At 46.9% G+C, this 21,389-nt stretch carries 15 protein-coding genes; 12 read left to right on the forward strand and 3 right to left on the reverse strand.

Annotated features, from left to right (window positions below; genetic code table 11):
• Positions 1-171: 171 nt before the first annotated feature.
• Positions 172-1,779, forward strand: a complete 1,608-nt coding sequence (gene pckA, locus NBH06_RS09890; protein ID WP_250794137.1) for a phosphoenolpyruvate carboxykinase (ATP) — start codon at positions 172-174, stop codon at positions 1,777-1,779.
• A 933-nt stretch (positions 1,780-2,712) separates the two neighbouring features.
• On the opposite strand, the gene NBH06_RS09895 is transcribed toward pckA, so the two are convergent.
• Positions 2,713-4,209, reverse strand: a complete 1,497-nt coding sequence (locus NBH06_RS09895; RefSeq protein ID WP_407934802.1) for a glycoside hydrolase family 10-like protein — start codon at positions 4,207-4,209, stop codon at positions 2,713-2,715.
• A 266-nt stretch (positions 4,210-4,475) separates the two neighbouring features.
• Between NBH06_RS09895 and NBH06_RS09900 the strand changes: the two genes are divergently transcribed.
• Positions 4,476-4,952 carry a DUF456 domain-containing protein gene (locus NBH06_RS09900; RefSeq protein ID WP_008862934.1) on the forward strand — a complete coding sequence of 159 codons (477 nt, stop codon included), beginning with the start codon at positions 4,476-4,478 and terminating at the stop codon, positions 4,950-4,952.
• On the opposite strand, the gene NBH06_RS09905 is transcribed toward NBH06_RS09900, so the two are convergent.
• On the reverse strand, positions 4,933-5,166 hold the full coding sequence (locus NBH06_RS09905) for a hypothetical protein (protein WP_021892616.1): 234 nt from the start codon (positions 5,164-5,166) through the stop codon (positions 4,933-4,935). The two genes, NBH06_RS09900 and NBH06_RS09905, sit on opposite strands and share 20 nt — an antisense overlap.
• A 539-nt stretch (positions 5,167-5,705) precedes the next feature.
• Here NBH06_RS09905 and NBH06_RS09910 point away from each other — a divergent pair.
• The 4 genes from NBH06_RS09910 to NBH06_RS09925 all read left to right on the forward strand — a co-directional run bounded on the left by NBH06_RS09910 (position 5,706) and on the right by NBH06_RS09925 (position 9,362).
• The gene (locus NBH06_RS09910; RefSeq protein ID WP_021892617.1) at positions 5,706-6,023 is read left to right on the forward strand and encodes a Bor family protein; all 318 of its coding nucleotides are present in this window, start codon (positions 5,706-5,708) and stop codon (positions 6,021-6,023) included.
• Between the two features lie 593 nt (positions 6,024-6,616).
• Positions 6,617-7,096, forward strand: coding sequence for a 2-amino-4-hydroxy-6-hydroxymethyldihydropteridine diphosphokinase (gene folK / locus NBH06_RS09915; protein ID WP_250794139.1), 480 nt, complete (start codon positions 6,617-6,619; stop codon positions 7,094-7,096).
• A gap of 327 nt (positions 7,097-7,423) precedes the next feature.
• The gene (metK, locus tag NBH06_RS09920) at positions 7,424-8,746 is read left to right on the forward strand and encodes a methionine adenosyltransferase (RefSeq protein ID WP_250794148.1); all 1,323 of its coding nucleotides are present in this window, start codon (positions 7,424-7,426) and stop codon (positions 8,744-8,746) included.
• 88 nt (positions 8,747-8,834) lie between these two features.
• Positions 8,835-9,362, forward strand: coding sequence for a GNAT family N-acetyltransferase (locus NBH06_RS09925; RefSeq protein WP_250794150.1), 528 nt, complete (start codon positions 8,835-8,837; stop codon positions 9,360-9,362).
• Positions 9,363-9,906: 544 nt separating this feature from the next.
• On the opposite strand, the gene NBH06_RS09930 is transcribed toward NBH06_RS09925, so the two are convergent.
• Positions 9,907-10,737: a phospholipase A gene (locus tag NBH06_RS09930; protein ID WP_046412507.1), complete on the reverse strand. Its 831-nt coding sequence runs from the start codon at positions 10,735-10,737 to the stop codon at positions 9,907-9,909.
• A gap of 262 nt (positions 10,738-10,999) precedes the next feature.
• On the opposite strand from NBH06_RS09930, the gene NBH06_RS09935 reads away from it, so the two are divergent.
• The 6 genes from NBH06_RS09935 to NBH06_RS09960 all read left to right on the forward strand — a co-directional run bounded on the left by NBH06_RS09935 (position 11,000) and on the right by NBH06_RS09960 (position 21,387).
• A complete protein-coding gene (locus tag NBH06_RS09935) occupies positions 11,000-12,070 on the forward strand; it encodes a DUF4369 domain-containing protein (RefSeq protein ID WP_195634178.1) in 1,071 nt (356 codons plus the stop codon).
• A 24-nt stretch (positions 12,071-12,094) separates the two neighbouring features.
• Positions 12,095-13,636: a YifB family Mg chelatase-like AAA ATPase gene (locus NBH06_RS09940; RefSeq protein WP_250794151.1), complete on the forward strand. Its 1,542-nt coding sequence runs from the start codon at positions 12,095-12,097 to the stop codon at positions 13,634-13,636.
• Positions 13,637-13,692: 56 nt separating this feature from the next.
• Entirely contained in the window at positions 13,693-15,801 is a 2,109-nt protein-coding gene (locus NBH06_RS09945; protein ID WP_250794152.1) for a tetratricopeptide repeat protein, read from the forward strand.
• Positions 15,802-15,915: 114 nt separating this feature from the next.
• Positions 15,916-17,049, forward strand: a complete 1,134-nt coding sequence (locus tag NBH06_RS09950; RefSeq protein ID WP_195342659.1) for an acyltransferase family protein — start codon at positions 15,916-15,918, stop codon at positions 17,047-17,049.
• Between the two features lie 480 nt (positions 17,050-17,529).
• A complete protein-coding gene (gene mutS / locus NBH06_RS09955; RefSeq protein WP_229033587.1) occupies positions 17,530-20,115 on the forward strand; it encodes a DNA mismatch repair protein MutS in 2,586 nt (861 codons plus the stop codon).
• A 15-nt stretch (positions 20,116-20,130) separates the two neighbouring features.
• Positions 20,131-21,387, forward strand: a complete 1,257-nt coding sequence (locus NBH06_RS09960) for a peptidase U32 family protein (protein WP_250794233.1) — start codon at positions 20,131-20,133, stop codon at positions 21,385-21,387.
• Positions 21,388-21,389: the final 2 nt, after the last annotated feature.

Below are 21,389 nucleotides of genomic sequence, written 5' to 3' on the forward strand. Positions count from 1 at the left end.
TTGCTATCTTGGCATAGCGATTGAGGGTGTGTTTGTAATAAATACAAACAATTAGCGAAAATTTTCTTTAATTAAATCGTTACTTGTAGAATTTGTTTTTAATTTTGCAGTCGGTTTTCATGGATTAAGAAAAAAGAGAAATATTTTATAAACCATTAAATTTCAAAAACAATGGCAACATTAGATTTAAGCAAGTATGGTATTAAGGATGTAAAAGAGATTTTACACAATCCTTCTTACGAAGTTCTGTTTGAGGAAGAAACCAAAGCAGGATTGGAAGGTTATGAAAGAGGTCAGGTGACTGAACTCGGTGCTGTGAATGTAATGACAGGTATTTATACCGGTCGTTCTCCTAAAGATAAATTCTTTGTGATGAATGAAGCCAGCAAAGATACTATCTGGTGGACTACCGATGAATATAAAAACGACAACAAACCTTGCTCGGAAGCAGCTTGGGCCGATTTGAAAGCCAAAGCCGTTAAAGAGCTTTCGGGAAAGAGATTGTTCGTAATGGATACTTTCTGCGGCGCTAACCCCGCTACTCGTTTGAAAGTTCGTTTCATCATGGAGGTTGCATGGCAAGCTCACTTCGTGAAGAACATGTTTATCCGTCCTACCGATGAAGAGTTGGCTAACTACGGCGAACCCGATTTCGTGTCGTTCAACGCAGCCAAAGCAAAAGTAGACAACTACAAAGAGCTGGGTCTGAACTCTGAAACCGCTACCGTTTTCAACTTGAAGACTAACGAACAAGTTATCTTGAATACTTGGTACGGCGGTGAGATGAAGAAAGGTATCTTCTCGATCATGAACTATCTGAATCCTTTGAAAGGTATGGCTTCGATGCACTGTTCGGCCAATACCGATAAAGAAGGCAAGAGCACAGCTATCTTCTTCGGTCTTTCCGGAACGGGAAAAACTACTTTGTCTACCGACCCGAAACGTTTGCTTATCGGTGACGACGAACACGGTTGGGACAACGACGGTGTGTTCAACTACGAAGGCGGTTGCTATGCCAAAGTTATCAACTTGGATAAAGAAAGCGAACCCGATATTTACAATGCCATTACACGTGACGCTCTTCTCGAAAACGTTACGGTTGATGCCAACGGAAAGATCGATTTCGCAGATAAGAGCGTAACGGAAAATACTCGTGTTTCCTATCCTATCTATCATATCGATAATATCGTTAAACCGGTATCGAAAGGTCCGCACGCTAAACAAGTAATCTTCTTGTCGGCCGATGCATTCGGTGTTCTTCCTCCGGTTTCTATCTTGAACGCAGAACAAACCAAATACTATTTCTTGTCTGGTTTCACCGCTAAATTGGCCGGAACAGAACGCGGTATTACCGAACCGACTCCTACTTTCTCGGCTTGCTTCGGAGCTGCATTCTTGTCATTGCATCCGACCAAATATGCCGAAGAGCTGGTTAAGAAAATGGAAATGGCAGGCGCTAAGGCTTATTTGGTGAACACCGGTTGGAACGGTACGGGCAAACGTATCTCTATCCGCGATACTCGTGGTATTATCGATGCTATTCTCGATGGCTCTATCGACAAAGCTCCGACAAAGGTTATTCCTTATTTCGACTTCGTTGTTCCTACTGAGTTGCCGGGTGTGGATAAAAATATCCTCGATCCTCGCGATACTTATGCTAATGCTGCCGATTGGGAAGTTAAGGCTAAGGATTTGGCCGCTCGTTTCATCAAGAACTTCTCTAAATTCGAAGGCAATGCTGCCGGTAAGGCTTTGGTTGCTGCCGGTCCGAAATTGTAATCGTACACGATTTGACTCTATACGCAACAGGCCGCTTCGTCGAAGCGGCCTGTTGTTTTTTTGACGGTCCGGTGGATTTTCAATAACGATGAAAGTATTGTCTTCTGCTGTGTCTCGTGGTGTTATAAGGTGGGTATAATAGTGTATAAAACTTTTTTTGGAAAATCGACGGGGCTGTTTCGACGAACCCTTTACTTCCCTATATTTTCCATGTGGAAAACAGACCGTAGTGCTATGGGATATGGCAAGGGAAAGGTTGAGATGCTTATACTTATTTTGTTGAGGGCTATTTTGTTAGTCGGTTGGTAGTTTCCAACTTCTCCCCTGCTTCGATTTTCAATCGGAGATAGGGGACGCCGCAGGAGTGAATCCTACGGAGAGGGGTTAAATCTAAGAAGCTGTTTTAAATTTATAGAGAAATAATATTATCATTGCAAGCAGGTATGTTCCGGCCATATTGAGCCCCTGTCTCGCATCTTGAACCCCTTGATTTTTGTCAATAAGCCCGCTATTGACTGCCTATCTCGGACTCCAATCAGCTTCAACATAGGTCTCAATCTGTCTTGGAATAAATTTAAAACAGCTTCTTAGATTTTGAGATTTTTTTTTACAGGGAATTTAACCCCCTCGCCCTGCGGGCACTCCCCCTATATCGCTGCGCGACACAGAGGGAGAGGTTGCTGCTCCCTGTTATTTTTGTTGTTGCCGGTATTTTCTAACCCCTCCGTCCTACGGACACCTTTCCTATATGGCTGACGCCACACCCCGCAATGCTACGGGACACGGCAAGGGAGGAGGTTAAGAGTGTACAGGGGAGAGAAAAGGGAAAGAATACACACAAAGCACCGAAGGAGTAAAAACAGAGGAGGTTAAATATAGCTCGACTTTTCCATGTACTTCTTTCCGCTTTTATCGGGCGGTGAAGATGCCGGTTTACAACTTCACTTTCTTTATCTTACCCTTACTTTCGTTGTGCATACGGTCTACCGCGGTCACCACATATACATATTGGCGGGTTCCGTGTTTATAAGGGAGCAAAAATTTCGTGTCCCGCGTAACGGCTACGAGATGTGATGCATCACATAAACAAATGTCTTCGCTGGGTGCAAAACGATAGACACAGAAATAAATTTGCTTCTGCATCTCATCGTCGGTTTTCTTTCTTTTCCACTGCAATTCGTATCCCTCGGGAGTCCATTTTGCCTTCAAACCCTTCACCTCGTCGGGAGCCTTGCTGTCGATAAACGTATAGGCCGGGATAAGGGAGGGAACCGCATGGTAATATCCCTTCAAGTCATCGGCTATGCCTTTATAATTTTCCAACAAGGAATAGCCCGGCCAGAAACAGTTCCCGCCTACATGGTCGAGATAACGACTCAACTGCATTTTATGGTTCAGTTGCGTGTATATGGGATTCACGTCGGTAGCATTCATCGTACGTGCCACGTCCTGACCGATGTAGAGATGACGTCCGTTGGCATGATTGTTCCACCAATAAATCAGTGTCTCGACGCATGCGGCCTGATGACCTATCTCCCAATAAAGTTGCGGTAACATGTAATCGACCCAACCGTTGCGAGTCCACAATAACACATCGGCATAGAGCTGGTCGTAGTTTTGCAACCCGTTCGTCGCACTGCCGTCCGGGTCGCTCTTTTGATTCCGGTAAATACCGAACGGGCTGATACCGAATCGCACCCACGGTTTACGCGATTTGATAATCTCGTGCAGTTCCTTAATCAATGCATTGACATTCTCCCGACGCCAATCGCCACGATCCATACCGTTACCGTACCGGGCATAACTGTTTTCATCGGGGAACTCGCTGCCTGCTATCGGATAAGGATAAAAATAGTCGTCCATGTGAATGGCATCTACATCGTATCGCGACACAATATCGTCGACTACCCGACCGATGAACCGGCGGCACTCCGGTAACCCCGGATCGAAATAGAGCTGCCGGCCATACCGAACGAACCATTCGGGGTGTTTATGATAGATGTGCGATGCGGCGAGCGGCTCATCGGCATTAGTTCCCACCCGATAAGGGTTGAGCCACGCATGCAACTCCATGTTGCGGGCATGACATTGCTCGATCATATATTGCAACGGGTCCCACAACGGTTCGGGAGCCACGCCTTGCTTCCCGGTCAGATACTTGCTCCACGGTTCAAGCTCCGAACGATAAAAGGCATCGGCCGTCGGGCGCACTTGAAAAATAACCGCATTGATACCGATATACTGCAAACTATCCAACATTTGGTCGAAATAGTCTTGCATCGCATCCCGATTCATCTCCATGTAGCGACTCTGACCTACCGTGTGAATCCATGCGCCGCGAAATTCTCGTTTCGGGTGTTCTGCACCCTGCGACACCATTCCGCTTAAAAAGGAAAACAATAATAGTGATAAATAAATTTTAAGTTTCATTGTATTGATTTTTGTTTTATGAGACAAAAATAGTGCAAGGCAGGGAGATAACCAAATTTATTTGTTTCTGTGTTCGTTCATATTATCTTTGTCACTACGAATATAGGAAGCAAATCGAAAATGCAATTTCCGTTTGTCTCTGCACTTACCTTTCACTATCTTTGCAATATGCGAGAATAAGTCGAGTCGGGTATGAAAAAATGAGGTTGGTTTTATCCGACTCGTTTTTTACTCTGCATGCACAACGTGCAAAATATAGATACGATATGGATATTATATGGATTATTGTAGGAGCGATATGTTTGCTCGTCGGGTTAGCGGGTTGCTTTCTTCCGGCACTTCCGGGTCCTCCGCTCTCTTATGTGGGCATGATACTTCTTCATCTCACCGACAAGGTGCAGTTTACTGCGACACAGCTCATCGTCTGGGCCATATTGGTCATTATTGTACAAGTACTCGATTACCTCACACCTCTCATCGGCACGAAATACAGCGGAGGTAGCAAATGGGGGAACCGGGGCTGTATAGCGGGAACCGTCATCGGCATATTCCTCTTCCCTCCATGGGGCATTATTTTCGGTCCTCTCGTGGGAGCCGTCATTGGCGAACTGTTGGGTGGCAAACTCACACACGAAGCTCTCAAAGCCGGGCTGGGCGCTTTTGTAGGATTTCTCTTGGGGGTAATTTTAAAGGTATCGCTCTGCGGTTATTTCGTGGTTGTCTTCATCTCTGCTCTATTCTGATTTCTTTTTCCCTCTCTTTCTCCCATAAGTCGGGAAGGACTTCCACTGCCCATTGCTGGCAAGTCAAGGGAAGCCTTATTTTGAAATGAAAAGTACTACCTAAACCACTTCTCCTTATCGTACCTTGCAGCATTGCAGACATTTCACATACCTCCCTCGTGTTTTGCTGTGCAAAATATAGGGAAGGAGTGAAAGGAATATCTTTCTCTGTCATACCTTATGACAGAGAAAGAGTTTAGTCATTTTCCCCTGTTTCATAGAAAAAATGGATTTTACCCCATTCTCCTTATTCCTGCTTACAGTTGGGCAGGGAGGGGGATAACAGATTTTTAAACTCCTGCATACCTTGCGTTGTAAAACACAAAAGAGGAGGTTTGGATATTTTTCCGTGATAGCAGCGAACCGGGAAAAATTTAAAATGTAGAGGATTCTATACTGATATTCCTAAAATAGTGTTTATATTTGTAACTGTTGTAGCTACAACATACATATTTTATTGAAGCGTTTCGTTTTATCCTAACCTTGAAAACGACCAATTTTTAGCAGAAGGATAAACGGCACAAACGTTCATGCAGGCGTGTGCGCATTCATTGCTTAGGCAATGTTGTCATACAGCATGCGTGGGTTAGCTGTTTATTTCTGCGTGGTTACTTGGTCGTACCTCAAGGTTGATAAATTGACAGGTTCCCACGCTTTTCTATTTTAAAAACGCCATTCCGAAGGGGAACAGGAAGGCAAAAATTGTTCATTATCATGAAAAGATTATTTGCGTGTGCATTATTGTCATTGTTGTTATCCTCTTGTTATAATGCGAGAGTCTGTGTGGGAAATGTACAGAAAAACGATCCTGTCGTAAAAGTAAATTCGGTGATGAACCATCATTTGTTGTATGGTTTGATTCCTGTCGGTAACACGAAAATGGAGGCCAAAGAGTATGTGGGGGATGCCGAGAATTATGTAATTAAAAACAGTTGGACTTTCTTAGATGGTTTTCTGAATATTCTTACATGGGGTATTTACACACCTACGACCACTACTTTTTATGTACCTGTAAATGAAATGGGGAAATGAAATAAACAGGTTTGTAGATGATGTAACCTAACCATAAGATTAGGTCTTTAAGAATCTTATCGATTGAGATAATCCTCTTGTCGGAATCCGAAGGTGATAGTGCCGGATAAAGACAAGGGGATTATTCGTTTTATTTTCGGTGTGGATAGTTTCTGCTTGGGGAGTAATCCATTTCCTTAGAAGAAAGACGAAAAAAATCTTTTTGCGAACTGTATGATGATGGCTCGGTCGATAGTTCGTGGGGATTGTCCTTGTATATTTCAACCCCTCTCCTCAGAAACGGTTGTTTCTTCGGTTTCTCCCCTATTGCTTCGCTACACCCCGCAATGCTACGGGGCACGGCAAGGGAGAGGTTGATGCCCGGTTTGCTGCTGTCGCTGTTTTTTCAACCCCTCCGTCCTTCGGACACCTCCCCTATTGCTAACGCTACACCCCGTAATACTACGGGGCACGGCAAGGGAGAAGTTTAAAAGTAACCCTCTATTCATATAGACTGATAGACTGAGTCATAATAATGGGGAGAGAAGGGGAAAATTTTTTTGCGAAAAACGTCTTTTTTGCTATCTTAGTAGCGCAAAAAGGAGGTACAAACTATGGGGAAACGAGTATATTTAGGCTTGGGCTCGAATTTGGGGAATAAGGAGCGAATCGTGAGAAAAGCCATCGACAAGGTTGGTGAACGGGTGGGAGCGGTCGTTGCCGTGTCGTCGTTTTATAAGACGGCTCCGTGGGGCTATCAATCGGTGCATACGTTCTGTAACGCTGCTATCGCAGTAGAGACCGATTTATCTCCCGAAGAGGTATTATTCACCGTACAGGAAATCGAGCGGGAATTGGGTAGTAAAAAACATCGGGAAGGAGATGGCAGCTATGTCGACCGGCTTATCGATATAGATTTACTCGACTATGACGGTTTGGTGTTGGATACTCACTCGCTGGTGTTGCCTCACCCGTATATGCATAAGCGGACTTTCGTGATGACCCCGCTTGCCGAAATAGCTCCGCAATGGGTGCACCCGGTATTGGGGAAGACGGTAACGGAGCTATTGGAAGGTTTACGGAACGAAAAGTGATTTAGCCCCAGAGTTTTATTTATATGATACGATCGGGGAAAGGCCTACAACATAGAGAGACTTTGCGTTTGCCGGTACATCTCTATTTTATGTACATTGTTTTTCGGCAAAATTGCAAATAAATTTGCTTTTGCTTTGGACTTGTACTATCTTTGTAGCCGAAAATGTGGAAGGATTTGGCTGCTTGCAACCACGGAAAAAAATGCTAAAACTGCGTTACGGGGCTTTTCGAAGCCCGTCCGGCTTTATCAAATCACCTTTGTTTTCGTGGGAATAGCGGTCTTTCTTCCTCCAATAATGTATCACTATTATTCAGGAGAGAAACCAATGAATTATTTGTTTACCTCGGAATCGGTGTCGGAAGGACACCCCGATAAAGTGGCCGACCAGATATCGGACGCTTTGCTCGACGAGTTTCTGGCGTATGACCCGAACTCGAAAGTTGCATGCGAAACCCTTGTAACGACCGGTCAGGTCGTATTGGCAGGCGAGGTTAAATCGAATGCTTATGTCGATTTGATGGAGGTTGCCCGCAGAGTGATTCACCGTATCGGATATAATAAAAGTTCGTATAAGTTCGATGCCGACTCGTGCGGTATTTTTTCGGCCATACACGAGCAGTCGGCCGATATCAATCGGGGCGTGGAGCGCGCCGAAGCGATGAGTCAGGGGGCGGGAGATCAAGGTATGATGTTCGGGTATGCTTGCAATGAGACGGATAATTATATGCCGTTGTCGCTCGATTTGTCTCACTTGTTGCTTACCGAGCTGGCCGTTATCCGCCGGGAGGCTTCGGCAATGACCTATCTGCGCAAAGGAAAGGTGACTTCGTATTTGCGTCCCGACTCCAAATCGCAAGTAACCATCGAATATAATGAACGGAACGAACCTGTGCGGGTGCATACGATCGTATTGTCGACCCAGCACGACGAATTCGTGACTCCGGCCGACGACTCGAAAGAGGCTCAGGAAGCGGCCGACCGGGAGATGTTGCAGACGATTTACAACGATGTGAAACAGGTGTTGTTGCCTCGTGTGGTCGCACAACTGCCCGAACGGGTACGAACCTTGTTCGACGACCAGTTGATTTTATTGGTGAATCCTACCGGCAAATTCGTTATCGGCGGGCCTCACGGGGATACGGGATTGACGGGTCGCAAGATTATCGTTGACACGTATGGAGGCAAAGGAGGTCACGGAGGTGGCGCATTTTCGGGAAAGGATCCCTCGAAGGTAGACCGTTCGGCCGCATACGCCGCTCGTCATATTGCCAAGAATTTGGTAGCGGCAGGGGTGTCGGACGAGATTCTGGTGCAGGTGTCGTATGCCATAGGAATCGCCGAACCGGTGAGCGTTTATGTGAATACTTACGGTAAATCGCACGTGGCGATGAGTGATGCCGAGATAGCCCGACGGGTGTGCGAGATTTTCGATATGCGTCCGAAAGCTATCGAGGAGCGTTTGAAGTTGCGTAATCCTATTTATGAGGAGACGGCGGCTTACGGTCACATGGGAAGAAAACCGCAAACTGTCGTGAAGACATTCAAATCGCATTATAACCCCGAACCGATCGTTCGTGAGGTAGAGCTGTTCACTTGGGAGAAACTCGATTATGTCGAAGTCGTGAAAAAGGCTTTCGGAATGGCATGATGAGAATTCGAGCGATCGTGTATGCCAGTTTTGCCACGGTGATATGATTCCTTGATAATGGGATATTCATGGGAAATATTATATGACTATGAATTATATAGATATAGATAGTTCGCAGCATGAGCTTTACGACTCGTGGCGGAAATTGTATACTGTCAGTTTCCCTATCTTCGAGCAGCGGACGCAAGAGCAGCAGGAAAAAGCGTTCTCGTGTGCCGATTATCATTTGGTAGGGTATAGCGAAGGGGATATGTTTGTCGGATTTATCTCCTATTGGGAGTTTGGCAGTTATAGGTATATAGAGCATTTCGCAGTGCATCAAGGATTACGAGGACGGGGGTATGGAAGCGAAATTTTGAATGCGTTTCTCCGCTCGACCTCTAAAATTGTTTTGCTGGAAATCGATCCTGTCGTTGATTCTGTTTCGAGAGCTCGTTTGAGATTTTACCGAAAGTGCGGCTTCCATGAGAACCCTTTTGCCCATACGCATCCTCCCTATCGGGAGGGTTATCCGCCTCATTCGTTGGTCGTGCTTACATCTCCCCGGTCTATAACAGAAAATGAGTACCGGATTTTTAGCACGGACTTGACCGAGGTCGTGATGCAACAAGGATAAAATTTCGAGTCCTTTTGTTCGGAGGAGTATAAAAAAGGTGTATTCAAAGAGCGGGGCTTGTACGATTTACAAGCCCCGCTCTTTGAATATATTGTGTTTCGATTAGGAATGATGTGTTGCCCTATTGCACGGAGGCTATAAGGAGGATCTGTCGATTAGTGGGGATATCGGTTCAATCGGAAATCAGAGGGGATTGTCTTTTTATATTTCTACCCCTATATAATCTTTTTAACCCCCTCGCCCTGTGGGCACTCCCCCTATATTCCCTAACGGAAATACCCCGTAATACTACGGGACACGGCAGGGGAGGGGAGATTGCAGTCCAATCCGTTCCCCCTGCTGCGTTTTTTCAACCCCTCCGTCCTTCGGATACCTCCCCTATATTTTGCTGTGCAAAACACAGAGGAGTAGTGCGCTTTGTACAGAAATTTAAGCAAGAACCGACCTTTTACCGAAAAGTCCGGAGTGTGTTTGTCGACAAGTGATTCATCGATAAAATTTATGCCTGCCCCACGGATTGAAAAAGCTATGTGTGAAGGAGGAATCAGTAATTGCTGAAATTCTGGGGTTTGATGACGAACCCTACTCTCAGGCGAGAATGGAATTTGTTATAGTCGAGCAGTCCTTCGCCGTAACCGTTGTAATATTGTATAAAGAAATATTGGTTTTCGTTGGGGAATAAGCGGGCATTCAGTTCGATAACGGTGTTGAAATTGAAATTCCAGCCGCTCCGCTTGGTGAGAATAACGGTAGCCCCGAACCGACGATTGTCGCTTATGTAACTACCTGCTAATTGAAAAATACCGCAGTATTTGAGGATATCCCGGTTGTTCCCGCTGTCGATGATAGGTATCCATGTTTTGAATTGAAGCTCTACATTGCGATCGACGGCGAGCGCACCCATAAACGAGATTTTATTCCAACTGCGAGACCAAATGCTGTCTTTCCCGTTCGATTCATGTTCGATCAGGAGCGAGACTTGTCCGATAAGTCTATTTCGATGTATGACCAGATGCGATAGCCCTATGCCGGGATTGAAGTTGAGATCGTACATCGGGAGAGATTCTTGAAAGACATTCCAAAATGCTTTTTGCGTATAGGTTATAAAGAGGTAGGTGTCGAATGGAAGTTTACTTTTTGTAAGTCTCTGGCTGATGCTTAGTTGGAATTTTACATCGGAATTTTTATTGGTCGGTTTGCTCCCGATGGTCGTACCCCCGATGAAGTAGTTGTCTTTGTATAGTGAAAAATAAGGTCTTTTGTCCAGCTCTTCACGCACGCTGTCGGGATTGTATCGGGGGACATCGTTTCGGATTTGGGTAAAACCCGGAATGCAGAGCAGAACTATCAGCAGTAAGATAAACAATCGTTTCATATACAAATATAACAAATGGTGGGAGAAATGAAAAATGAACTTGTTCATTTTTTTATTTCGAACCGCATCTATATCCGATACATTCCGATATAGATAATTGTGCAAATATATGCTATATCGGCTTTATTTTATAGGTAAAAAGGTCGTTCTTTTTCGCCGGTTTTTCCATTGTTGTCGGGTTTTATACTTTGTTTTGCCCGGATATTGTTTTGCTCCTCCCGTAAAATCCAGTACATTTGCAAGAAATGAAAATGTTTTTTGCATGAATAAAATAGGTGCGGTACTGTGTATTTGTGTCCTTTTGCTGTCGGGTTGCGGCGGCAAGGATAACGAGTTTGTCGTGGAGGGAACTATCAATAATTTAGGAGGACGCCCTATTTATGCCGTTTATGGTCTTGAAAACGGCATTGTCGTGGATACGCTTCGTCCGCAGAATGGTTTTATCACATTCAAAAACTCGGCTTCGGCAGTTATTCCCATACAGTTTTATTATTTCGATAAAACGCCCTTGACCAAGATATATGTGCAGAACGGCGACCGGATAGAATTGTCGGGCGACGGGCAGGATCCTTTCGGGTTGAGAGTGAAAGGAAGTTCTCTAAATAAGGATTTGTTTAAGTTCAATCAAGAGAATAAAGAGTTGTTGCAGTCTTGGTCGGCAGAAAGGAACATTTCGGCATCGGGAATGAGAACCCGGCGATACGAGCAGTTGAGCAAGGAGCTGCAAGGCGTTGTGGCAAAGTATGTAGGCGAACATAAAGATTCGCCCGTGAGCGCTATTTTGTTAGATGATTATGTGTTGGGAAGGGCGAGCGATGCGTTTTGCGATTCGTTGATCGGTTTGTTGGACGACCGTGTACTGTCGGCTCCGCCGGCCGCAGCATTGGAAATGTATCGACAATTTGAAACCATACAGAAGAGTGACACCGTATTACCTTATTTATCATTGACTACGGTGGCCGATACGACCGAACTACTGAATCCCCGAGAAGCCCAAGCGACCCTGCTTTGTTTTTGGGCTGCCGAGACACCCGGAACACAGAGGTACAGCGGCTTTTTAAGGGAGATAACAGAACGATACGATTCGTTGGTGCAGGTCGTGGAAATTTCGCTGGATAGGGACAGCGCCGTGTGGAAGGAGCGAATCGAGGCCGATTCGGCCGTATGGGCCCGGCGGTGGGCGAAAGGCGGTTATCTTTATCCGGGGGTGAAAGAGCTTCATATCCAAAGCATACCTTATCTGTTGGTCGCCGATTCTTTGGGGCGGATTGTCGCCAGAGGGCTTTCGCCCGACTCTTCGAGAGTTTATATCGAACGTTTAGTAACACCATAACCTATTACTGCAAAATCTATTACTATGTTGGTGAAAGTTTTTGGCGCAGCCGTGCAGGGTATCGATGCTCTTGTAGTGACTATCGAGGTGAACTGTTCGCAGGGTATCCGTTTCTTTATGGTGGGATTGCCCGATGCAGCCGTGAAAGAGAGCCACGAGCGGATTGTCTCGGCCGTGGAACATAACGGTTACAGATTTCCGAGGAAACAGGTAATCGTGAACATGTCGCCTGCTGATATACGCAAGGAAGGGGCGGCGTATGATTTGCCTTTGGCCGTGGGGATTTTGGCGAGCGACGAGAAGATAGAAACAGGTAAATTGAGCGAGTATATGTTGATGGGGGAGTTGTCTCTCGACGGCTCCATTCTTCCTATCAAGGGGGCGTTGCCCATAGCTATCAAGGCAAGGGAGGAGGGCTTTAAGGGGTTGATTATTCCCAAAGCCAATGTTCGCGAGGCTGCGGTAGTCAATCATCTCGATGTGTATGGCGTAGAGAATATCACCGAGGTGATTCGTTTCCTGAACGGGGAGATCGAGCTGGAACCGACGGTAATCGATACTCGTGCGGAATTTTTCAGGGAATATACCCATTTCGATTTGGATTTCAGCGATGTCAAAGGTCAGGAGAGTGTCAAGAGGGCTTTTGAAGTAGCAGCGGCCGGCGGACATAACATCATACTCATAGGGCCTCCGGGCGCCGGAAAATCGATGATGGCGAAGCGGTTGCCTTCTATACTACCGCCTCTCACATTGCAGGAAGCACTCGAAACGACCAAGATACATTCGGTTGCCGGACGCATGGAGAGGGGTAGTTCGCTGTTGTCGCAACGGCCGTTCCGGGCGCCACATCATACCATATCGCCGGTAGCGTTGGTGGGCGGCGGGACTTTTCCCCAGCCGGGTGAAATTTCATTGGCACACAACGGGGTGCTTTTTCTCGACGAGTTGCCCGAGTTTTCACGTCAAGTCCTCGAAGTGATGCGTCAACCGCTCGAAGACCGCAAGATAACGATAGCACGTGCGAAATACTCGATAGAATATCCCGCCGGGGTGATGTTGGTCGCTTCGATGAATCCTTGTCCTTGCGGATATTATAACCACCCGGAGAAAGAGTGTATATGCAGCCCGGGAACGATACAACGTTATTTGGGAAAAATTTCGGGCCCTCTGCTCGACCGCATAGACATACAAGTGGAGATCGTTCCCGTCCCGTTCGAGAAAATCTCCGACACCCGTCCGGCGGAGTCGAGCGAGTCGATTCGTCGACGAGTCATTGCCGCAAGAGAAATTCAAGCCGCACGCTTTGCCGACTATCCCGGCATCTATTGCAATGCCCAAATGACTCCCCGGCTGCTGAACCAATTCGCTGTCCCCGATGAGGCGGGATTGAAACGGCTGAAAGATGCGATGAACCGTTTCCACCTGTCGGCACGGGCCTACGACCGTATTTTGAAAGTAGCACGTACCATTGCCGACTTGGAAGGTAGCGAAGGGGTACAGGTGCAACACATCAACGAAGCGGTGAATTACCGAAATCTCGACCGGGAGAATTGGGGAGATAGGTAGAAATTGTTTGTCTTGCAGACCTATATTAAAGTATAGTGAAACTCAGATATAACGATATGAAGAACATAACCGTATTTTTGGCATCCAGCGACGAGTTGAAAAACGACCGTAACAGCTTCCATTCATTGGTGGCTTCTTTGGACGAAATTTTCGAGCCTCGGGGGTATCGCATAAGGTGCAGACGTTGGGAAGATTTTTCGGCATTTTGCACCGGAAGCCGTACTCAGGACGACTACAACCGCATAGTACGTGCCAGCGATATTTGTATCTGTATGTTTCATCGCAAAGCGGGAGAATACACCATAGAGGAGTTCAATCAAGCCTTAGACGAATATGTGAAGAGTCAGAGTCACCCCAAGACATTTGTCTATATTCGTGCCTTGATAGAAGGTGAAATGGAAGACGAGGCATTGAAACGATTCAAGGAAGATTTGTTCGATCGGGTGGGGCATTATTGGTGCAACTATGCTACCGACGATGCCATGAAGTTGCATTTTGTCATGCAGTTGGAGCGGATCATTCCATCGGTATCGGGCAACGCTTCCGTAACCGAGGGTAACCACTTTAAGATAGAGAACGGAGTCGTTTCGCTTTACGGCCACAAGATAGCCGAGCTGGACAATCTCTCTTTTGCCGCCGAGAATCCGGAATACCTTTCGTTGAAAGAGTCCATCGCCCGATTGAATACAGAGATCGCCCGACTGAGAGCGACCGGTGTCGCCGAGCTCCAACCGATGATTGACGAGAAACAGGCGGAACTATACAAGAAACGGGAAAGTCTCAACCGATTGGAGAGCCGGCTGTTCGATCTTGCTCTATCCATCAACAAGCTGATCGGGAGCGGAACGCCGGTGAGCGAGCGCAAACGGTTGGCGATAGAGATGTTCGAGCGAGGGAACAGCAAAGGGGTCGTGGAGATTTTGAATGAAAAAGATATTGCCGCCGATGCCGCTCAGGCCCGCAAGGAGATAGAGCAAGGGAAACTACTGGTCGATTCCGGTCGGTCGCTTATCGAGGCGGGACTTCAAAAGACACGATCGTTGGCCGAGGAGTATGTTTTGCGGGCAAAGGCTTTGATGACAGACTATGCAGAGCCTCGTCGCTTCGAATTGGCTTGCCATGCCTATGAGCAGGGTATCGAGCTGATCCGTGCCAACCTTTCGGAGGAAGAGTTGGCAAAAAGTTTGTTTGAGTATGGTCATTTTTTACAGACAAACAAACGATACGATTTGGCGGAAGTTCGTTATCGAGAAAATTTAGACATTTGCCAGCGACTTGCAGCTATTAGTCCATATGCCTACGAGCCGGGCTTGGCCGGTACTCAAAATAACTTAGGCGTTTTGTATAACAATACCCAACGTTACAAGGAAAGCGAGAAGATGTATTTCTCTGCCTTGAAAATTTATCAACGGCTCACGATAGTGAATCCACAGGTGTACGAGCCGGATTTGGCAATGGCTCAAAGTAATTTAGGTACTTTGTACAAAGATACCCGACGTTATGAAGATAGCGAGAAGCTGTGTCTTTCCGCCATGGAAATTCGACGACGGCTTGCAGCGGCAAATCCACAGGTTTACGAGCCGGATTTGGCAATGACACAATATAACTTAGGCTGTTTGTACAGCGACACCCAACGTTATGAGGATAGCGAGAAGATGTATCTTTCCGCCATGGAAATTCGACGACGACTTGCCGTGGCGAATCCACAGGTGTACGAGCCGGATTTGGCAGATACTCAGTATAACTTAGGTTGTTTGTATTACAATATCCAACGTTATGAGGATAGCGAGGAGATGTATCTCTCTGCCTTGGAGGTTTATCAACGGCTTACGGCAGTGAATCCACAAGTGTACGAGCCGTATTTAGTACGAGCGTGCAATAACCTTTCATTCTTATTTCTCGCTCAGGGCAATTTTGAAGAAGCTGAACGGTATGCCCGTGAGGGATCAAAATATGATTTTACTCATCATACTATTTATACAAATCTTGCGGCATCCCTTCTTCTTCAAGGTCGATATGCCGAGGCGGAAGAGATATACCTGCGATACAAGGAAGAGCTAAAAGAGGACTTTCTCTCGGATTTCGAAGATTTCTATCAACGGGGAATTATTCCCCCGGAACGGGAAGACGATGTGGAACGGATAAAAAAGCTGTTGTCGAAATAGGCAGAGACATACATTCGATCGGGATCGCTGCGGGTGCGGATTAGGGAGTATAACGCATCATTGGATAAACGAGCCGAGTTGCTTGTATACTATACAGAAAAACAAAATTCGGATATGGAAACAAAGAAAGAAACAAAGAAAAACACACGTCTGTTGTCATTGGATACCCTTCGGGGATTCGATATGCTTTTTATTATGGGTTTCGCCCCGTTGGTAATCGCCTTGAATGCCTTGCACCCGACGGCGGTGGGCGATGTCATAGCGGGGCACATGCGGCACGTCCCGTGGGACGGGTTTACCCAACACGATATGATATTCCCCTTGTTCTTGTTTGTCGCAGGTATATCTTTCCCGTTTTCATTGGCCAAGCAAAGGGGGAGCGGATCGAGCGACAAACATATTTACCTGAGGGTTTTCCGCCGGGGTGTCACCCTCGTTTTGCTGGGATTCTTGTATAACGGATTCTTACAGTTGAATTTCCCCGATGTGCGTTTGGCAAGCGTTTTGGGGCGTATCGGGCTGGCGTGGATGCTCGGGGCTTTCATTTACATGAGTTTGAAAAAGTCGGTACAATATGGTTTGATTGTCTTTATCTTGGTGGGTTATTGGTTGCTGTTGGCCTTTGTGCCGGCTCCCGATGCTGCGGGGGCTTCCCCTCTTTCTATCGAAGGGAATCTGGTCGGATATATCGATCGGCATTGTTTGCCGGGGAAATTGATATGCGGTAATTTCGACCCGGAGGGTTTACTGAGCACGCTTCCGGCGATAGTCACGGCATTATTGGGAATTTATGCGGGGGAAATCGTCCGTTCCACCCGCTTGGGAAGCGGAGAGAGAAAGAGTTTGCTTTTGTCGGGAATCGGGGTTGTGTTGGTCGCCATAGGGCTGGTTTGGAATACCGTATTCCCGATTAACAAAATGCTTTGGAGCAGTTCGTTTACCTGTTTCGTGGGAGGACTTTCGTTCTTGTTGTTCGCTTTGTTCTATTATATCGTCGATGTGAAAGGGTGGAAATCGTGGACTCTCTTTTTCCGAGTGATAGGACTAAATTCGATAACGATTTATCTGGCGCAGCAGGTGGTAGGATTTTCTCACATGAATAAGTTTTTGTTCGGAGGTATATCCCAATGGGTGGGAGAATGTGCCGGTGAGCCTGCCGGTGCGGTCGTCCTTCGTGCAGGATATGTCGCTTGTTGCTGGTTCTTCCTCTATTTTCTGTATCGGAAAAATATTTTCCTGAAAGTATAGTTTGTCGGTGGTGAACTCGTCCCATCTCATCTACGATGAGCGGGGGGGAGAAGTCTTGTCTCTGTTGCTTTTACTGCTGGTATTTCTTTAACCCCTCCGTCCCTACGTGCCACCTCTCCTATATTTTGCGTTGTAAAACAACCCGTAGTGCTACGGGACACGGCAAGGGGAGGAGCGAAATGTTTCGAATGTTACAAGGTCTGGCGGGAGGAGGGAGAGAGCTGTTTCAATAGAGAAGCATAAATCTTACTCGTCGTTTTTAAGAGCTGACTTTTTGTTTTTCGAAACACAGGGGAGAGTGGGGAATGGGGGAGTGGCAGCGATGAAGTGAGGAGTAGAAAAAAATAAAAACAGTTTCTTACATTTTTTTAATTTCACAATTCCGGTCGAAAATGTTATCTTTGTTTCTCTTAAACGGGATTATTCATACGAATATAAAAGAAATATATCGTGGCCAAGGAAATTGTCGAAACTCCGCTGATGAAACAGTATATCGAGATGAAAGCCAAGCATCCCGATGCGATATTGCTTTTCAGGGTGGGAGACTTTTATGAAACGTTTTCGGACGATGCTTTGGTGGCATCGGAAATATTGGGGATTACATTGACTCGCCGGGCAAATGGAGCCGCCCAGTATGTGGAGTTGGCCGGTTTTCCCCATCATGCTCTCGATACTTACCTTCCCAAATTGGTGCGTGCCGGAAAACGGGTGGCTATTTGCGAACAGCTGGAAGACCCGAAGCTGACAAAAAAATTGGTCAAGCGCGGCATTACGGAATTGGTGACACCGGGCGTGTCGATTAACGACAATATTCTCGATCACCGAGAGAATAATTTCTTGGCGGGTGTTCATTTCGGGAAAGGTAACAAAGTGGGTGTGGCTTTTCTCGATATATCGACGGGTGAATTCTTGACCGCCGAGGGAGATTTCGACTATGTGGACAAGCTGTTGGGCAATTTCTCTCCGAAAGAGGTGCTGTTCGAACGCACGAAACGGAAATTGTTCGAGGAGCATTTCGGTTCCCGTTTTTTTACTTTCGAGTTGGACGATTGGGTTTATACCGAGGATGCCGCTTCGGATCGCTTATTGCGTCATTTCGAGACGAAAAACCTCAAAGGTTTCGGAATTCACAATATGCCCAACGCCATTATCGCCGCGGGGTCTCTGCTTCATTATTTGGATATTACGCAGCATACGCAGATTTCGCACATTACATCGCTGTCTCGTATCGAGGAGGAGCGATATGTGCGATTGGATAAATTCACGGTGCGGAGTCTCGAATTGCTTTCTCCGATGAACGAAGGGGGAAAGAGCCTGCTCGACGTGATAGACCGGACTGTCACCCCGATGGGGGCGCGTATGCTCAAACGGTGGGTTGTCTTTCCGTTGAAAGATGTGAAGCCTATCGAGGATCGGTTGAACGGAGTGGAGTTCTTTTTCCGCCACCCCGAAGTTAGGGAGGTTATCGATCCGCAACTCGATACGATAGGCGATATGGAACGCCTCATTTCGAAAGTAGCGGTGGGGCGTATTTCGCCTCGCGAGGTGGTTCAGTTGAAAGTGGCATTGTCGGCGATAGAGCCTATCAAGGCTGTTTGCGAGCAGAGCGATGAACCTGTATTGCAACGTATCGGGGAACAACTGAATTGCTGTACGATCATCAGGGACCGAATCGAGCATGAAATTAATCCCGATGCGCCCAATTTGGTGAATCGGGGAGGAATTATCCGCAAGGGGGTGAACGACGAACTCGACGAGTTGCGAGAAATTTCCTATTCGGGGAAAGACTATTTGTTGCACGTGCAGCAGCGCGAGAGCGAGAAAACGGGTATTCCCAGCTTGAAAATCGGGTATAACAACGTATTCGGGTATTACATCGAAGTGCGCAATACTCACAAGGACAAGGTTCCTTCCGATTGGATCAGAAAGCAGACGTTGGTGAGCGCAGAGCGTTATATTACCCAAGAGTTGAAAGAATACGAGGAGAAGATTTTGGGGGCGGAAGAGAAGATTCTTTCATTGGAAACGCAGTTGTTCAATGATTTGATTCTTGCATTGACGGAGTATATTCCTGCCATACAACTCGATTCCAATCTCATTGCGCGGCTCGACTGCCTGTTGTCGTTCGTGAAGTCGGCCGTGGAAAACCGGTATATTCGTCCCGAAGTAAACGATTCGCTGGTTATCGACATCAAGGAAGGACGTCACCCGGTTATCGAGAAACAGTTGCCACCGGGCGAACCCTACATCAGCAACAGTGTCGAGCTCGACAACGACAAGCAGCAAATCATGATGATAACGGGACCCAACATGGCCGGTAAATCGGCGTTGTTGCGCCAGACCGCTTTGATTGTTCTGATGGCTCAGATAGGAAGTTTCGTTCCGGCCGAGGCCGCTAAGATAGGGATTGTGGACAAGATTTTCACTCGTGTAGGGGCATCGGACAATATCTCGCTCGGCGAATCTACCTTTATGGTCGAGATGACCGAGGCAGCCGATATTCTCAACAATCTGTCGGAGCGGAGTTTGGTTCTGTTCGACGAGTTGGGACGGGGAACGAGTACTTACGACGGTATATCTATCGCGTGGGCTATTGTCGAGCACATACACGAACACCCCAAAGCTCGTGCCAAGACGTTGTTCGCTACCCATTATCACGAGCTGAACGAAATGGAACGTACTTATAAACGCATTGTCAATTATAACGTTTCGGTAAAAGAGGTCGACAACAAGGTGATATTCTTGCGGAAATTGGTACGCGGCGGGAGTGAACACAGTTTCGGTATCCATGTGGCGAAGCTGGCCGGTATGCCCCAGAGCATCGTCAAGCGGGCCAACCAGATTTTGAAACAGTTGGAGTCGGAGAACCGCCAGAACGGTATCGCCAAGCCTACCGCCGAAATCGCTTCGTCGAGAGGCGGTATGCAGTTGAGTTTTTTCCAGCTGGACGACCCTGTGCTTTCACAGGTTCGGGACGAAATTTTACAGGTCGATATCAATAACCTTACACCGGTAGAAGCATTGAATAAACTGAACGAAATACGAAAAATAATCACCGGGAAATAGAACGGTTTGTTTATGATGAAGAGAAGCGATTTTGAAATTATGGCGCCGGTGGGTTCGTACGATTCTTTGACGGCGGCTATACAGGGAGGGGCCGATTCGGTGTACTTCGGTATCGAGGGGCTGAATATGCGAGCCCGTTCGTCGAATAATTTTACGATAGACGATTTACACGAGATCGTGCGTATTTGTAACGAGCATCACATAAAGAGTTATCTGACGGTCAATACCGTTATCTACGACGAAGATATACCTCTGTTACATCGTATTATCGATGCGGCGAAGGAGGCCGGGCTCTCGGCCATTATCGCCAGCGATGTGGCGGCTATGACCTATGCCCGCGAGATAGGGGTAGAGGTGCATTTGTCGACCCAGCTGAATATTTCCAATACCGAGGCGTTGCGATTCTATGCCCGTTTTGCCGATGTGGTGGTACTGGCTCGGGAGTTGAATATGGAGCAGGTAGCCCGTATTCACGAAGCTATTTTGCGGGATCGTATCGTGGGGCCGGGCGGAGAACCGGTACGTATCGAGATGTTCTGTCACGGGGCATTGTGCATGGCTGTGTCCGGCAAATGCTATTTGAGCCTTCACGAAATGAATGCTTCGGCGAATCGGGGGGCTTGTATGCAGATTTGCCGTCGTTCATACGAAGTGAAAGACAAGGAGACCGGTAACGTGTTGGAAGTGGACAACGCTTACATCATGTCGCCGAAGGACTTGAAAACGATACATTTCCTGAACAAACTGATCGATTCGGGGGTGCGGGTATTTAAAATCGAGGGTCGCGCGAGGGGCCCGGAATATGTGCGTACGGTCGTTTCGTGTTATAACGAGGCCATCGAGTCTTATTTGAACGACGACTTTACCGACGAGAAGATCGCACAGTGGGACGAACGGCTCGCTACCGTCTTTAATCGAGGGTTTTGGAACGGATATTATTTGGGTCAGCGCTTGGGCGAATGGACTCACAATTATGGCTCGGGAGCCACGAAACGAAAGATATATATAGGCAAGGGCGTGAAGTATTTTTCCAACCTCGGTGTGGCCGAATTTCTCATGGAGAGCGGTTCGTTGAGCGTGGGAGACGAGATACTCGTCACCGGCCCGACGACCGGTGCGCTTATCCGTAAGGTGGAGGAGATACGAGTCGATTTGAAATCGGTACAAAAGACGGTAAAAGGCGAGCGGTTCTCGATGCGTATCGATGAGAAGATACGACCGTCGGATAAATTATTTAAATGGGTGGATAGTTCGGAACTTAATACAAAATAAAG

The organism is Barnesiella sp. B2-R-119, from assembly GCF_023656675.1.
Classification (GTDB): domain Bacteria; phylum Bacteroidota; class Bacteroidia; order Bacteroidales; family Barnesiellaceae; genus Barnesiella; species Barnesiella intestinihominis.

Excerpts from the sequence above, each read along its gene's own strand:
- NBH06_RS09950 (WP_195342659.1), top strand. The coding sequence starts at position 15,916 with ATGGAAACAAAGAAAGAAACAAAGAAAAACACACGTCTGTTGTCATTG.
- pckA (WP_250794137.1), top strand. The coding sequence starts at position 172 with ATGGCAACATTAGATTTAAGCAAGTATGGTATTAAGGATGTAAAAGAG.
- metK (WP_250794148.1), top strand. The coding sequence starts at position 7,424 with ATGAATTATTTGTTTACCTCGGAATCGGTGTCGGAAGGACACCCCGAT.
- NBH06_RS09935 (WP_195634178.1), top strand. The coding sequence starts at position 11,000 with ATGAATAAAATAGGTGCGGTACTGTGTATTTGTGTCCTTTTGCTGTCG.
- NBH06_RS09895 (WP_407934802.1), bottom strand. The coding sequence starts at position 4,209 with ATGAAACTTAAAATTTATTTATCACTATTATTGTTTTCCTTTTTAAGC.
- NBH06_RS09900 (WP_008862934.1), top strand. The coding sequence starts at position 4,476 with ATGGATATTATATGGATTATTGTAGGAGCGATATGTTTGCTCGTCGGG.
- NBH06_RS09960 (WP_250794233.1), top strand. The coding sequence starts at position 20,131 with ATGAAGAGAAGCGATTTTGAAATTATGGCGCCGGTGGGTTCGTACGAT.
- NBH06_RS09925 (WP_250794150.1), top strand. The coding sequence starts at position 8,835 with ATGAATTATATAGATATAGATAGTTCGCAGCATGAGCTTTACGACTCG.
- folK (WP_250794139.1), top strand. The coding sequence starts at position 6,617 with ATGGGGAAACGAGTATATTTAGGCTTGGGCTCGAATTTGGGGAATAAG.
- NBH06_RS09905 (WP_021892616.1), bottom strand. The coding sequence starts at position 5,166 with ATGACAGAGAAAGATATTCCTTTCACTCCTTCCCTATATTTTGCACAG.
- NBH06_RS09930 (WP_046412507.1), bottom strand. The coding sequence starts at position 10,737 with ATGAAACGATTGTTTATCTTACTGCTGATAGTTCTGCTCTGCATTCCG.
- mutS (WP_229033587.1), top strand. The coding sequence starts at position 17,530 with ATGAAACAGTATATCGAGATGAAAGCCAAGCATCCCGATGCGATATTG.
- NBH06_RS09945 (WP_250794152.1), top strand. The coding sequence starts at position 13,693 with ATGAAGAACATAACCGTATTTTTGGCATCCAGCGACGAGTTGAAAAAC.
- NBH06_RS09910 (WP_021892617.1), top strand. The coding sequence starts at position 5,706 with ATGAAAAGATTATTTGCGTGTGCATTATTGTCATTGTTGTTATCCTCT.
- NBH06_RS09940 (WP_250794151.1), top strand. The coding sequence starts at position 12,095 with ATGTTGGTGAAAGTTTTTGGCGCAGCCGTGCAGGGTATCGATGCTCTT.